The 14,999-nt window shown below is 58.3% G+C and carries 10 protein-coding genes and 1 riboswitch; of the genes, 2 read left to right on the forward strand and 8 right to left on the reverse strand.

Annotated features, from left to right (window positions below; translation table 11 throughout):
* Positions 1–4: 4 nt before the first annotated feature.
* The 5 genes from rapA to araB form a co-directional block, all read right to left on the reverse strand.
* Positions 5–2,911 carry an RNA polymerase-associated protein RapA gene (gene rapA / locus EKN83_RS05730; RefSeq protein WP_126800493.1) on the reverse strand — a complete coding sequence of 969 codons (2,907 nt, stop codon included), beginning with the start codon at positions 2,909–2,911 and terminating at the stop codon, positions 5–7.
* Between the two features lie 127 nt (positions 2,912–3,038).
* Positions 3,039–5,396 carry a DNA polymerase II gene (polB, locus tag EKN83_RS05735; protein ID WP_126800494.1) on the reverse strand — a complete coding sequence of 786 codons (2,358 nt, stop codon included), beginning with the start codon at positions 5,394–5,396 and terminating at the stop codon, positions 3,039–3,041.
* Positions 5,397–5,470: 74 nt separating this feature from the next.
* Complete coding sequence (gene araD / locus EKN83_RS05740) at positions 5,471–6,166, reverse strand: L-ribulose-5-phosphate 4-epimerase (protein WP_025758012.1); 696 nt, start codon at positions 6,164–6,166, stop codon at positions 5,471–5,473.
* A gap of 86 nt (positions 6,167–6,252) precedes the next feature.
* Positions 6,253–7,755: an L-arabinose isomerase gene (araA, locus tag EKN83_RS05745; RefSeq protein WP_025758011.1), complete on the reverse strand. Its 1,503-nt coding sequence runs from the start codon at positions 7,753–7,755 to the stop codon at positions 6,253–6,255.
* Positions 7,756–7,765: 10 nt separating this feature from the next.
* Entirely contained in the window at positions 7,766–9,475 is a 1,710-nt protein-coding gene (araB, locus tag EKN83_RS05750; protein WP_126800495.1) for a ribulokinase, read from the reverse strand.
* Positions 9,476–9,812: 337 nt separating this feature from the next.
* Between araB and araC the strand changes: the two genes are divergently transcribed.
* Positions 9,813–10,658 (forward strand): arabinose operon transcriptional regulator AraC, encoded by an 846-nt coding sequence (gene araC, locus EKN83_RS05755; protein ID WP_047957739.1) that lies wholly within the window; start codon positions 9,813–9,815, stop codon positions 10,656–10,658.
* Positions 10,659–10,786: 128 nt separating this feature from the next.
* The gene (locus tag EKN83_RS05760) at positions 10,787–11,554 is read left to right on the forward strand and encodes a DedA family protein (RefSeq protein ID WP_025758008.1); all 768 of its coding nucleotides are present in this window, start codon (positions 10,787–10,789) and stop codon (positions 11,552–11,554) included.
* A gap of 53 nt (positions 11,555–11,607) precedes the next feature.
* Here the strand turns inward: EKN83_RS05760 and thiQ are convergent, their stop codons facing one another.
* The 3 genes from thiQ to thiB are packed head-to-tail and all read right to left on the reverse strand — an operon-like array spanning position 11,608 to position 14,862.
* Complete coding sequence (thiQ, locus tag EKN83_RS05765; protein WP_104556399.1) at positions 11,608–12,309, reverse strand: thiamine ABC transporter ATP-binding protein ThiQ; 702 nt, start codon at positions 12,307–12,309, stop codon at positions 11,608–11,610.
* A complete protein-coding gene (gene thiP, locus EKN83_RS05770) occupies positions 12,293–13,903 on the reverse strand; it encodes a thiamine/thiamine pyrophosphate ABC transporter permease ThiP (RefSeq protein WP_126800496.1) in 1,611 nt (536 codons plus the stop codon). Before thiP ends, thiQ begins: the two co-directional genes overlap by 17 nt.
* Positions 13,879–14,862, reverse strand: a complete 984-nt coding sequence (gene thiB, locus EKN83_RS05775) for a thiamine ABC transporter substrate binding subunit (RefSeq protein ID WP_025758006.1) — start codon at positions 14,860–14,862, stop codon at positions 13,879–13,881. The genes thiP and thiB overlap by 25 nt, the downstream gene beginning before the upstream one ends.
* Before the next feature lie 31 nt (positions 14,863–14,893).
* Positions 14,894–14,994: riboswitch (TPP riboswitch) on the reverse strand.
* Positions 14,995–14,999: the final 5 nt, after the last annotated feature.

Genomic DNA, 14,999 nt, shown 5'->3' on the forward strand with positions numbered 1-14,999 from the left:
CCGTTTACTGATGCGTCACAACGATAAGACGCAGGGCGTCCAGACGCCAGCTCGCCTGATTCAGGCTTTCCAGCACCTGCTGACGGTTGCTTTCAATCGCCGTCAGTTCGTCGTCACGGATGTTGGGGTTAACCGCTTTTAACGCTTCCAGACGTGACAGCTCCGCAGACAGTTTCTCGTCGGCTTCATTGCGCGCGGCATCAATCAGCGCTCGGGCCGATTTTTCAATCTGGGTTTCACCCAGTTGCAGAATGGCGTGCACATCCTGCTGTACCGCGTTAACCAGTTTGCTGCCCGTATGGCGGTTCACCGCGCTCAGCTGGCGGTTGAAGCTCTCAAATTCAACCTGTCCTGCCAGATTAGTGCCGTTTTTGTCCAGCAGCAGACGGACAGGCGTTGGCGGCAGGAAGCGGTTGAGCTGCAGCTGTTTCGGCGCCTGCGCTTCCACCACATAAATCAGCTCCAGCAGCAGGGTGCCGACAGGCAGCGCCTTATTTTTCAACAGGGAGATGGTGCTGCTGCCAGTATCGCCGGACAGGATCAGGTCCAGGCCGTTGCGGATCAGCGGGTGTTCCCAGGTGATGAACTGAGCGTCTTCACGGGAGAGCGCCACATCACGCTCGAAGGTGATGGTGCAGCCATCTTCTGGCAGGCCCGGGAAATCCGGAACCAGCATGTGATCGGACGGGGTCAGGACAATCAGGTTCTCGCCGCGATCGTCCTGGTTAATGCCCACGATGTCGAACAGATTCATGGAGAAGCTGATCAGACTGGTGTCATCATCCTGCTCTTCAATGCTCTCGGCAAGCGCCTGCGCTTTTTCACCGCCGTTGGAGTGGATCTCCAGCAAACGGTCGCGGCCCTGTTCCAGCTGCGCTTTCAGCGCCTCGTGTTTCTCACGGCAGGAAGCGATCAGCTCATCGAACCCGTCCACGTTTTCCGGTGCGGCAAGATAGCCGATCAGATCGCCATGCACCTGATCGTAAATCGTGCGGCCCGTCGGGCAGGTATGTTCAAACGCATCCAGACTTTCGTGGAACCAGCGGACCAGCACGGACTGGGCGGTTTTTTCCAGATAAGGGACATGGATCTGAATATCATGCGCCTGGCCGATACGATCGAGACGGCCGATACGCTGTTCCAGCAGATCCGGGTTGAACGGCAGATCGAACATGACCAGGTTGCTGGCGAACTGGAAGTTACGGCCTTCAGAACCGATTTCAGAGCACAGCATCACCTGAGCGCCGCTGTCCTCTTCGGCAAACCACGCCGCGGCGCGGTCGCGTTCAACGATGGACATGCCTTCGTGGAACACGGCGGCGCGGATACCTTCGCGTTCACGCAGAACCTGTTCCAGCTGTAGCGCAGTCGCCGCTTTGGCACAGATCACCAGCACTTTCTGGGAACGGTGGGCGGTCAGGTAGCCCATCAGCCACTCCACGCGCGGATCGAAGTTCCACCAGGTGCCGGTATCACCTTCGAATTCCTGGTAGATTTGTTCCGGATAGAGCATGTCACGGGCACGCTCTTCCTGAGTTTTGCGTGCGCCCATGATGCCGGAGACTTTTATCGCCGTCTGATACTGCGTCGGCAGCGGCAGCTTTATGGTATGCAGTTCGCGTTTCGGGAACCCTTTCACACCGTTACGGGTGTTACGGAACAGCACGCGGCTGGTGCCGTGGCGGTCCATCAGCATGTCGATCAGCTCTTTACGCGCGGATTCTGCGTTATCGCTTTCACTGTTGGCAGCCTGCAGCAGCGGCTCAATGTCCTGCTCGCCAATCAGATCGCTCAGGGTATTAAGTTCGTCATTAGAGAGACGCTTGCCCGCCAGCAGCAGGGCGACGGCATCCGCGACCGGACGGTAGTTATTTTGTTCTTCGACGAACTGCGCAAAATCGTGGAAACGGTTAGGGTCGAGCAGGCGCAGACGGGCGAAGTGGCTTTCCAGACCCAGCTGTTCCGGCGTTGCGGTCAGCAGCAGGACGCCAGGCACGCGTTCGGCAAGCTGCTCAATAGCCAAATATTCGCGGCTCGGCGCCTCTTCGCTCCAGACCAGATGGTGCGCTTCATCGACCACCATCAGATCCCATTCTGCATCACACAGGTGCTCAAGACGCTGCTTGCTGCGGCGTACGAAGTCCAGGGAGCAGATCACCAGTTGTTCCGTTTCGAACGGGTTATCCGCGTCGTGCTGGGCTTCGGCATAGCGCTCGTCATCAAACAGGGAGAAGCGCAGGTTAAAGCGACGCAGCATTTCGACCAGCCACTGGTGCTGCAGGGTTTCAGGAACCACAATCAGCACGCGCTCGGCGGCGCCGGAAAGCAGCTGCTGATGCAGGATCATACCTGCTTCAATGGTCTTACCCAGGCCCACTTCATCTGCCAGCAGCACGCGCGGGGCGTGACGACGGCCTACATCATGGGCGATGTTCAGCTGGTGGGGGATCAGGCTGGTGCGCTGGCCACGCAGGCCGCTCCACGGCATACGGTACTGTTCACTCTGGAACTTACGTGCGCGATAGCGCAGCGAGAAGCGGTCCATTCGATCGATTTGCCCGGCAAACAGGCGATCCTGCGGTTTGCTGAAAACCAGTTTGCTGTCGAGCAGCACTTCACGCAGGACGACATTGGTCTCGTCGGTATCCAGGCGAGTGCCAATGTAGGCGAGCAGTCCATTCTCTTCTTTTACGTCTTCAATCTTGAGCTGCCAGCCATCATGGCTGGTCACGGTGTCACCCGGATTAAACATTACGCGGGTCACAGGGGAGTCATTGCGAGCGTACAGGCGGTTTTCACCGGTGGCGGGGAAGAGGAGGGTAACCATACGCGCATCGACAGCAACGACGGTTCCCAATCCAAGTTCGCTTTCTGTATCGCTGATCCAGCGTTGACCAAGTGTAAAAGGCATAGTTGTTCGGCTCTAATCTTTAATTGCAGGCAATAGTTCGACCCCGTCAAAAAAGACGGTCATCGAAAAATGGGTCCGGGAATGGAAAGGGCGCTATGGTACTGGATGGCAGCCATTTCGTCACGCGTCAAAATAGGCCAAGTTGCCCTGTAACCAGTGTAGCAAAATCGTCGTCGATGAAGGGCAAAATTCCGTCTGCGACGGGCTGAAGCTGACGCGTCAGATAGTGATCGTAATCCAGAGGAGAGTGTTGATAATCCACGGGTTCCGGGCCGTTAATCGTCCAGACATATTTAATGGTTCCCCGGTTCTGATACTGCGGCGCACGACCCCGGCGCACGTTTTCTTCATCCGCCAGCCGCGCGGCGCGAACGTGGGGAGGGACGTTACGCTGGTACTCTGCGAGCGGGCGGCGCAGGCGCTTGCGATAGACCAGCTGTGCGTCAAGCTCACCCGCCATCAGGCTGGCTATCGTCTCGCGCACGTAATCCTGATAGGGCTCATTGCGAAACACCCGCAGATAGAGTGTTTGCTGGAACTGCTGCGCCAGGGGCGTCCAGTCGGTACGCACAGTCTCCAGCCCTTTAAAGACCATCCGCTGCGCGTCGCCTTCCTGAATCAGTCCGGCGTAGCGTTTCTTGCTGCCCTGCTCGGTCCCGCGAATCGTGGGCATTAAAAAGCGGGCGAAATGGGTTTCAAATTCCAGCTCCAGCGCGCTGGTTAGCCGCGCTTTTTGCAAATGCTCCTGCCACCAGCCGTTCACGAATTCGACCAGCGTTTTGCCGATGCGCGCGGCATCCTCTTCTGAATGCACGCCCTTAAGCCACACGAAGGTGGAGTCCGTGTCGCCATAGATGACGTCATAGCCCTGAGATTCAATCAGCGCTTTTGTCTGGCGCATAATCTCGTGCCCGCGCATGGTGATCGAGGAGGCCAGCCGTGGGTCGAAGAAGCGACAGGCGCTGGTGCCCAGTACCCCGTAAAAGGCATTCATGATGATTTTCAGCGCCTGTGAGAGTGGCTTGTTGCCGTGGCGCTTTGCCTCGTCGCGGCCGTGCCAGATATTTCCCACAATGTCAGGCAGGCAGTGTTTTTCCCGCGAGAAGCGGGCGCCGAGGAAGCCTTCTGTGCTGTGTTCATCATCCGGCTGGGCCATGCCCTCAATCAACCCGACGGGATCGATCAGAAAGGTGCGGATAATCGACGGATAGAGGCTTTTGTAATCGAGGACCAGTACGGAGTCATACAGTCCTGGCCTGGAATCCATAACGTAACCGCCAGGGCTGGCCTGCGGCGGCACCTCGCCGAGGTTAGGGGCGACATAGCCTGCCCGGTGCATCCGGGGGAAGTAGAGGTGGCTAAAGGCCGCCACGGAGCCGCCGTGCCTGTCAGCCGCAAGACCGTTCACCGTCGCACGCTCCAGCAAAAACGGCATAATCTCGGTTTTGTGGAAAATCTGCGTGACCAGCTCGCAATCTTTCAGGTTATAGGTGGCGAGCGCCGGTTTATCTTCGTGAAAGCGCCGGTCAATCTCATCCATTCTGTCCCAGGGGTTGTCGATGGATTTGCCCTCGCCAAGCAGCTCCTGTGCGACCGCTTCAAGGGAGAAGGAAGAGAAATTCCAGAAGGCGGATTTCAGCGCCTCAATGCCGTCGATAATCAGGCGGCCAGTCGCCTGGGCGAAGAAGACGCCGTTTTTAAAACCGTGTTCGCGCCACTCCAGCTCGTTGTTGCCGCGCCCGAGCATCAGCGGGATGCGATACCGCTCGGCGTGTTTTTGCAGTACGCGCAGGTCGAACTGCACCACATTCCAGCCGATCAGGACGTCGGGATCGTAGTCGTTAAACCATTGGTTGAGCTTCTCCAGCAGCTGTGGCCGGCTGTTAACATACTCAAGCCGGAAATCCAGCGCGGAGGCATCACCGTTCGGCGGCCCAAGCATATAGACAACGCGATCGCCGCAGCCTTCAAGACCGATGCAGTACAGTTCACCGTGGCGGGTGGTTTCAATGTCCAGCGACACCCATTTTAGTGGCGGGCGGTAGTGCGGGTTCGGCTTCAGGCGCGCGTTGCTAATTTTGCCGTTTTGCAATGAGCCATCGACCCAGACGGGAGCGGTAATAAACCGCTCCATCAGAAAGCGTTCAGGTGGGCGGATATCGGCTTCGTAGAGCGTCACGCCCGCTTCACGAAGCAGTTTTTCATAGCGCATCAGCTGGCGATGTGCGCGGCAGTAGAGGCCGAAAACTGGCTGACGGTGGAAGTCTTTCAGTTCAAGCGGCGTCAAACGCCAGCCGTTTTCGCCGCGCAGCAGCTGCTTTACTTTCCCGACATGCGCTTCAGGAATAAACGCGACGGACTCCTGCGGGGGCAGCGTGACCTGCAGCGGGCCGTTATCCGTTGCCAGCCAGAATTCCACTTCAGTACCCTGAGGGGTATCCCGCCAGTGTCGGGTCAGTAAAAAGCCTTCTTGCGCCTGCGCCACGCCGTTATCCCATAAAACAAAACCAGGCCTGATTATAGCCTGGTTGAATGTTTTATGCTGGGGATATATACAGCTTACTGCCCGTAGTACGCCTTTGCACCGTGCTTGCGCAGATAATGCTTATCCAGCAGGGTTTGCTGCATGTCCGGCAGCTGTGGCGCCAGCTGGCGACAGAAGATCCCCATATAGGCAACTTCTTCAAGCACAATCGCGTTATGCACCGCATCTTCCGCGTTTTTACCCCAGGCGAACGGGCCGTGGGAGTGTACCAGCACGCCGGGCATTTGCGCCGCGTCGATTCCCTGTTTCTCGAAGGTTTCAACAATCACGTTGCCGGTTTCCCACTCGTACTCGCCGTTAATTTCAGCGTCGGTCATCAGGCGCGTGCAGGGGATGGTGCCATAAAAGTAGTCTGCGTGGGTGGTGCCGGTCGCCGGGATGGACTGGCCCGCCTGCGCCCAGATGGTGGCATGGCGCGAATGGGTATGCACAATACCGCCGATGGTCGGAAATGAACGGTACAGCAACCGGTGGGTTGGCGTATCGGAGGAGGGCTTTTTGTTCCCTTCCACCACTTCACCCGTTTCGATGCTGACAACGACCATATCGTCTGCGGTCATCACCGTGTAATCCACGCCGGAAGGCTTGATCACGAAGACGCCTTTTTCGCGGTCAACGGCGCTCACGTTGCCCCAGGTGAGGGTGACGAGATTGTGTTTCGGCAGCGCCAGGTTAGCTTCAAGAACCTGACGTTTGAGATCGTCTAACATTGTTGTCTCCTGCCGGATGGCGCTTCACTTAGCCGGCCTACAGAATCGTAGGCCCGGTCAACGCAGCGCCACCGGGCATTCAGGGCTTAGCGTTTTGAACCGTAATAAACTTCGTTCCAGCGCAGCGCGTCTTTGAAAGCCGGCAGGCGGGTATCGTTATCAATCACGGTCAGTTCGATGTCGTGCAGCTCGGCGAACTGACGCATGTCGTTCAGATCCAGCGCGTGGCTGAAGACGGTATGGTGCGCGCCGCCGGCCAGGATCCACGCTTCTGACGCGGTTGGCAGATCCGGCTGTGCTTTCCACAGGGCGTTAGCGACCGGCAGTTTTGGCAGAGAATGGGGCGTTTCAACGGCATCAACGCAGTTCACCAGCAGGCGGAAACGATCCCCCAGATCGATCAGGCTGGCGTTGATGGCCGGGCCGGTACGGGTGTTGAAGATCAGACGTGCCGGATCGGCTTTACCGCCAATGCCGAGGTACTGCACGTCGAGGATCGGCTTCTCTTCCACCGCGATAGAAGGGCACACTTCAAGCATGTGTGAGCCGAGCACCAGATCGTTGCCGTTCTCGAAGTGGTAGGTGTAGTCCTCCATGAAGGAGGTGCCGCCCTGCAGACCGGTCGACATCACCTTCATGATGCGAAGCAGAGCGGCAGTTTTCCAGTCGCCTTCCCCGGCAAAGCCGTAGCCCTGCTGCATCAGACGTTGTACTGCCAGGCCGGGCAGCTGTTTCAGGCCATGAAGATCTTCAAACGTCGTGGTAAAGGCGTGGAAACCGCCCTGTTCCAGGAAGCGCTTCATGCCCAGCTCAATGCGCGCCGCATCCAGCACGTTCTGGCGCTTGTCGCCGTTGATTTGTGCCGCAGGCGTCAGGCGGTAGCGGCTTTCGTACTCATCCACCAGCGCGCTGACGTCGCCGTCGCTGATTTCATTCACCACCTGTACCAGGTCGCCCACGGCCCAGGTGTTGACGGAGAAGCCAAACTTGATCTGCGCGGCCACTTTGTCGCCGTCGGTCACCGCCACTTCACGCATGTTGTCGCCAAAACGCACCACTTTCAGATGGCGGGTGTCCTGTTTAGAGACCGCCTGGCGCATCCAGGAGCCGATACGTTGTTGTGCATGGCTGTCCTGCCAGTGGCCGGTGACCACCGCGTGCTGCTGACGCATACGCGCGCCGATGAAGCCGAACTCACGGCCGCCGTGCGCGGTCTGGTTCAGGTTCATGAAGTCCATGTCGATGCTGTCCCACGGCAGGGAGGCGTTGAACTGGGTATGGAACTGCAGCAGCGGTTTGTTAAGGATGGAGAGACCGTTGATCCACATTTTGGCCGGTGAGAAGGTGTGCAGCCACACCACCAGACCGGCGCATTTATCATCGTAGTTCGCGTCGCGGCAGATATGGGTGATCTCATCCGGCGTCGTGCCCAGCGGTTTCAGCACCAGTTTGCAGGGCAGTTTGGCTTCCGCATTCAGCGCGTTAACAACGTGCTCCGCGTGTTTCGTTACCTGTTGCAGCGCCTGTGGTCCGTACAGATGCTGGCTGCCAATCACAAACCACACTTCATAATTATTAAAAATGGTCATCATCGTGTCCTTAATGGGTCAGGGTTGCCGTAGTGTCCGCGGTGCTTTTGGCCGGGGCGGCGACAGGGAGATAGTGAAGTTCGGCGCTTTTTGCCCATTGCTGGTAGCGCTGATAAAGCTGTTCGAAGCGTTGTGCCTGCTGGGTACGCGGCTGGAGCGTATTTTCCACGGCGCTTGCCATGTGCTGCTGCGCAGTCGGGATATCGGCATGAACACCGGCGGCCACGGCGGCGAATATCGCTGCGCCCAACGCGCAGCATTGATCGGAGGCGACAATCTGCAGTGGACGGTTCAACACGTCGCAGCAGGCCTGCATGATGACCGGGTTTTTACGGGCAATGCCCCCCAGCGCCATCACGTTATTCACGTCGATGCCCTGGTCGGTGAAGCACTCCATAATCGCGCGGGCACCGAAGGCGGTGGCGGCAATCAGGCCACCGAACAGCGCCGGTGCGTCGGTCGCGAGATTGAGATCGGTAATAACCCCTTTCAGGCGCTGGTTGGCAAATGGCGTGCGGCGACCGTTAAACCAGTCCAGCACTACCGGCAGGTGATCGAGAGACGGATTTTTTGCCCAGGCGTCCGTGAGCTGCGGCAGAAGCTGTTTTTTACTCTCGGCAATGTGCGCTTTCAGTTCTGGATGCGAGGCCGCCAGCTGATCCAACGGCCAGCCCAGCACGCGACCAAACCAGGCGTAGATATCGCCAAACGCGGACTGACCGGCTTCGAGGCCGATGAAGTCCGGCACCACGCTGCCATCAACCTGGCCGCAGATGCCTTTCACCGCACGCTCGCCGACGGTGGCTTTATCCGCCGTCAGGATGTCGCAGGTTGAGGTGCCAATCACTTTCACCAGCGTATTAGGCTGCGCGCCGGCACCGACGGCGCCCATATGGCAGTCAAACGCGCCGCCGGAGATCGCCACGTTCTGCGGCAGGCCAAGACGCGTCGCCCACTCTTCGCAAAGCGTGCCGACGGGAATATCGGCGGTGAAGGTGTCGGTAAACAGCGGGTATTTCAGGTTTTTGTTGATGATCGGGTCGAGTTCATCGAAGAACGCCGCCGGAGGCAGGCCGCCCCAGCTTTCGTGCCACAAGGATTTATGCCCGGCGCTGCAGCGGCCGCGGCGGATATCCTGTGGCCGCGTGGTGCCAGAGAGCAGGGCGGGAACCCAGTCGCACAGTTCAATCCAGGAGACGGCTGCCTGGGCAACCGATGCGTCCGTGCGGGTAACGTGCAGGATCTTGGCCCAGAACCATTCGCTGGAGTAAATCCCGCCAATGTAGCGCGAGTAGTCTGTTTTACCTGGCTGATGGCACAGGCGGGTGATGGCTTCGGCCTCTTCCACGGCGGTATGGTCTTTCCACAACACGAACATGGCGTTCGGGTTGTCGGCAAACTCCGGGCGCAGCGCGAGTACGCGCCCTTCGGCATCCACAGGGGCGGGCGTGGAGCCGGTGCTGTCGACGCCAATCCCGACAATCTCTGCCCGCTGGGCCTCAGTCAGGTCAGCAAGGACGGTTTTGATTGCCGCTTCCATCGACTCAATGTAGTCACGCGGGTGGTGACGGAACTGGTTGTTTGGCGCATCGCAGTAGCGCCCCTCTTGCCAGCGCGGGTACCACTCAACGCTGGTTGCTATCTCCTGGCCGGACGTACAGTCCACTGCCAGCGCGCGAACCGAATCGCTGCCAAAATCGAGGCCAATCGCAATTGCCATGGTGTTGCTCCATCGAAAAAACAGGTATGGAAGAACATTAGAGACTGGGGGCGAAAATCGTCAGGCAGGATCCGCTAATCTTATGGACTAAATTGCTGTTACAACGGAAAGTGTGACGCCGTGCAAATATTCAATGTGGACATTTCTGCCGCACTTATAGACACTTTTGTTACTGCTTATCTGCCTACTCTGGCGGAGAAATCAGGGGGAAAGGCTGAAACATGGCGGACGTAAAAGAGGCATAACGCTTTTGAGATCTTTTCGCAGACCATTTTTGACCTGCTTTTAATGATATGGACAATTGGTTTCCTTCAGGACCCTTGGGAGAACTGAATCTATGGCCGAAACGCAAAACGATCCCCTGCTGCCGGGATACTCGTTTAACGCGCACCTTGTGGCGGGGCTGACCCCTATCGAGGCTGAGGGATATCTCGATTTTTACATTGACCGACCGCTCGGGATGAAAGGTTATATTCTCAACCTGACCGTGCGAGGGGAGGGAGTTATCAAGAATGGTGACCAGCAGTTCATCTGCCGCCCCGGTGACATCCTGTTGTTCCCTCCGGGAGAGATCCACCATTACGGCCGTCACCCGGATGCCAAAGAGTGGTATCACCAGTGGGTCTACTTCCGTCCGCGCGCCTACTGGCAGGAGTGGCTTTCATGGCCAGCCATTTTTGCGCACACCGGTTATTACCGCCCGGATGAGGCGCATCTGGCGCAGTTTCGCGAGCTTTTTGCGCAGATTATTGAGGCGGGGCAGGCAGGAGGCCGTTATGCCGAACTGCTGGCGATTAACCTGCTTGAACAACTGCTGCTGCGACGGATGGAGGCGATTAACGCATCGCTGAATCCGCCGCTGGATAACCGCGTGCGCGATGCCTGCCAGTACATCAGTGACCATCTGGCCGATAGCCAGTTTGATATCGCCAGCGTTGCCCAGCATGTCTGTCTCTCACCGTCGCGGCTGTCGCATCTGTTTCGTCAGCAGCTTGGCGTCAGCGTGCTGAGCTGGCGTGAGGATCAGCGGATAAGCCAGGCGAAGCTTCTGCTCAGCACCACCCGGATGCCGATCGCCACCGTGGGGCGCAACGTAGGCTTTGAAGATCAGCTCTATTTTTCTCGCGTGTTTAAAAAGTGCACCGGCGCCAGCCCGAGCGAATTCCGCGCGGGTTGTGAATGAACGGTAAAAAAAGATAAACAAACAGGTGAATGCTCAAAGCAACCTGTAAACTATTCAGACAATTGTTGCCTTGACGCGGTGCGGGGCGCTAAGCAGAATCGCTGATTCGTTTTCTGACCGGAATAGTTATGCAGGCATTGCTGGAACACTTTATTACCCAGTCCGTTATGTATTCGCTCATCGCCGTGGCGCTGGTGGCCTTTCTGGAATCGCTGGCGCTCGTGGGGTTAATCCTGCCCGGCACCGTGATGATGGCAGGGCTTGGCGCGCTGATTGGTAGCGGTGAGGTCAATTTCTGGCAGGCGTGGCTGGCCGGGATCGTCGGCTGTCTGCTGGGCGATTGGATCTCCTTCTGGCTGGGCTGGCGCTTTAAGAAGCCGCTGCACCGCTGGTCGTTCATGAAAAAGAACAAAGCCTTGCTGGATAAAACCGAGCATGCGCTGCACCAGCACAGCATGTTTACCATTCTCGTCGGCCGCTTTGTCGGCCCCACGCGTCCGCTGGTTCCCATGGTCGCCGGGATGCTGGATCTGCCGGTCGCAAAATTCGTAGTGCCGAATATTATCGGCTGCGTCTTCTGGCCGCCGTTCTACTTCCTGCCGGGGATCCTCGCGGGTGCGGCCATCGATATTCCTGACGGTATGCAAAGCGGCGAGTTTAAGTGGCTGCTGCTGGGTACCGCGCTGCTGCTGTGGCTGGCGGCATGGCTGTGCTGGCGTCTGTGGCGCAGCGCGAAAGCGAATATCGATCGCCTGACGCGCTATCTTCCCCGCGCTCGCCTGTTGTGGCTGGCGCCGCTGACGCTGGGCGTGGCGGTGGTGGCTCTGGTGGCGTTGATTCGTCACCCGCTGATGCCGGTGTACGGTGAGATCCTGTTGAAGGTTGTGAGCCGTTGATGTTGTTTTCCCTCTCCCCAGACTGTACATGGGAGAGGGGCAGGGTGAGGGCATCAGGCCGCAGGAATGCCCAACAATGAAGACGCCCCCGCTTTACCACTCAGCAGCGCTTCTGTTGCTCCATCCCACAAAATGCGTCCCTCCGCGATCACTACCGATCGCGGCGCAATCCGTGCGGCATCCTCGATGCTGTGCGACACCATCAGCATCGTCAGCTGCTGGCGCTGACAGACGTCCTGCACCAGCGCCAGCATCTCCTGGCGCAGGGCGGGATCGAGCGCAGAGAACGGCTCATCCAGCAGCAGTACCGGCTGTTCGCGCACCAGACACCGCGCCAGCGCCACGCGCTGACGCTGGCCGCCGGAGAGCTCGCCCGGCAGTCTGTCGATAAACCCGATGATCCCCATCTGTGTGGCAATGTTCTCCAGCTTTTGACGTTGGGCTGCGTTCAGCTTGAGTCCCGGATCCATCCCGAGAGCAATGTTCTGCCGCACTGTCAGATGGGTAAACAGGTTATTTTCCTGAAACAGCATGGAGACAGGGCGTTTTGCGGGCGGCGTGTGGGTATGGTCCCGGTTTTCAATGACTATCGATCCGCTCGCCGGCTGCAGAAAACCCGCAATCAAATTAAGCAGCGTGCTTTTGCCCGCTCCGCTTGGTCCGAGCACGGCAATCATCTCTCCCTGGCGCACGGAGAGCGTGAAGCGCATCGGCAGATGCTGATAGAGCCAGGTTACATCAGTCAGTTTTAACATTACGCCCCGGAAGTTTTTCGATTACGGTAAATAAAGCAAAGCACAGCAGCAGCAGTAACAGTGCGGTAACCGCGCCGTCCTGGCTGCGGTAAGAGCCGATTTGCTGATACAGCCAGTAGGGCAGCGTACGGAAATTGTCATTGCCAAACAGCGCCACGACCCCAAAGTCACCAATGGAGAGCACGCAGGCAAACGCCAGCGCCTGCGCCAGCGGGCGTTTTAGCGCGCGTAATTCCACCACTTTCAGCCGTTGCCAGCCCTGCATCCCCAGCGACTGACAGAGCAAACTGTAGCGGCTGTTGACGTCGCGCATCGGGTTTTCCAGTACCTTGAGCGCGTAAGGGATGGCCATTAACGCATTGGTAAAGATCACAATGCCGTCAGCGCTGTCCGGCAGGCCGAGGGTGCTGTTGAACAGCAGGAAGAAGCCCGTCGCCAGCACGATGCCTGGCATGGCCAGAATCAGCATGCCTGTCAGCTCCAGCGCGTGTCCGGCCTTTCGGGCGTGCCGGGCATAGAGTTCACGGCTGCTCCACAGCAGCATCATGGTCAGCATGACGCACAGCAGCCCGGCCGCCAGCGCAATGCGAAGCGAGGTCCCGGTGGCCTGCCAGAGGACAGGCTGTTGCAGAACGGACAGAAGATTGAGGTTCAGACCGTCAATGATAACGGCCAGCAGCGGCGGCAGCAGCAGCGCCAGCGCCAGCGCAATCAGGAGAAAATCGGAGATGCGGCTGTGCAGGCTGTCCTGCGGATCGCGCCAGCCCGCTATCTGATTACTGCCCGGGGGAATGGCTTTACTCAGGCGCTGGCTGAGCATGACCAGAGCCAGACAGCACGTCATCTGGACTATCGCCAGCAGCGCGGCGCGTCCAGGATCGTAGTCGTAACTCAGCGCCTGGTAAATCGCCAGCTCAATGGTGGTGGCCTGCGGCCCGCCGCCGAGTGAAAGCACGGTAGCAAAGCTGGCAAAGCAGAGCATGAAGATCAATGCCGCTACGGGCGGGAGCTGGCGGCGCAGCCACGGCCATTCGACAAAGCGGAAGAATGAGATGCCGCGCATACCAAGCTGGGCGGCAATCTGACGCTGTTCGCCGGGAATGTTCTCCAGCGCCTGCAAAAAGAGGCGTGTCGCCATCGGCATATTGAAAAACACGTGCGCCAGCAAAATGCCTTTCAGCCCGTAAGGCGAGAAGGTCCATTCAAAACCAAGCAGGCCGCACAGAGAGGCCAGCCAGCCCTGGCGGCCGTAAACGCTCAGAATGCCAAAAACGGCCACCAGCACGGGCAGGATCAGGGTCATGGCGCACAGGCGCAGCAGGGCCTGCCTGCCGGGGAAACGCCTGCGATAGAGCGCGCGCGCAAGAAAAATGGCCGGAATGACCGACAGCAGGGCAGACAGAAACGCCTGCCAGAATGAAAAACGGATGACGTGCCAGAGATAGCTGTCGTGCCAGAGCGCGAGCAGGTCGCTCTCTGGCGCGTTAAACCACAACGCAAGAAAGGCACCCAGACTGACCGCCACCATCACGCTGGCGGCGAGCAGCCCGGGCAGTAACCAGCCGGGAATTAACGGCTGACGGCGCGTTGCCATTCACTTACCCATGCTGCACGCTGCGCGGCGACCTGCTGCGGCGTAAATTCCAGCGAGGTTTTTGGTTTGGTCAACTGCTCGAACCCTGCAGGTAGCGCAACATTCGTGACGGGATACATCCAGTTCCCTGCCGGAATGGCGTTCTGGAAGGCGGGTGATACCATAAATTTCAGGAACTTTTCTGCCAGCTCCGGCTGTTTGCTGGCGGCGGTACGCGCGGCCACTTCCACCTGCAGATAATGCCCTTCAGCAAAATCAGCGGCGGCATAGTTATCTTTCTTCTCGGCGATAATGTGGTAAGCCGGAGAGGTGGTGTAGCTCAACACCAGGTCGCTTTCGCCTTTCAGGAACAGGCCATAGGCTTCGCTCCAGCCTTTGGTCACCGTCACGGTTTTGGCGGCCAGCTTCTGCCACGCCTGGGGCGCTTTGTCCCCGTAGACTTTTTGCATCCACAGCAGCAGGCCCAGACCCGGCGTACTGGTGCGTGGGTCTTCATAAATTACACGCCATTTCTGGTCGCTTTCCACCAGCTCTTTCAGGCTCTTCGGCGGGTTTTTCAGTTTGTTTTTGTCATAGACAAAAGCAAAGTAGCCGTAGTCGAACGGCACAAAGGTGTCGTTTTTCCAGCCGCCAGGCACGTTAACGGCTTCTGCCGCTACGCCGCTTTTGGCAAAGAGGTTGGTTTGCGAGGCGGCCTCCAGCAGGTTGTTATCGAGCCCGAGCACCACATCCGCTTTGCTGTTTTTTCCTTCCATGCGCAGACGGTTGAGCAGGGAAACGCCGTCCTCCAGCGCCACGAACTTCAGTTCGCAGTTGCAGTCCGCTTCAAAGGCTTTTTTGATGACCGGGCCAGGACCCCAGTCGGCAGAGAAAGAGTCGTAGGTGTAGACCGTCAGAACGGGCTTAGCTAAAGCAGGCAGCGCAAACAGCGCCAGCAGGGGAAGAACTTTTTTTAACACTTTGCACCTCAGGGTTGAGTGGCAAAGGATTTTGAGCGACAGCCTCAAATCCCTTCGCCGGCGTTATCCGGATCAGGTTCGACGGGTATTATCTCAGCGCACATCTGTGATGCAGCACCCCGTTGAGAACGGCGGTA

Source organism: Enterobacter sp. WCHEn090032, assembly GCF_003986875.1.
GTDB classification, from domain to species: Bacteria; Pseudomonadota; Gammaproteobacteria; order Enterobacterales; family Enterobacteriaceae; genus Enterobacter; species Enterobacter sichuanensis.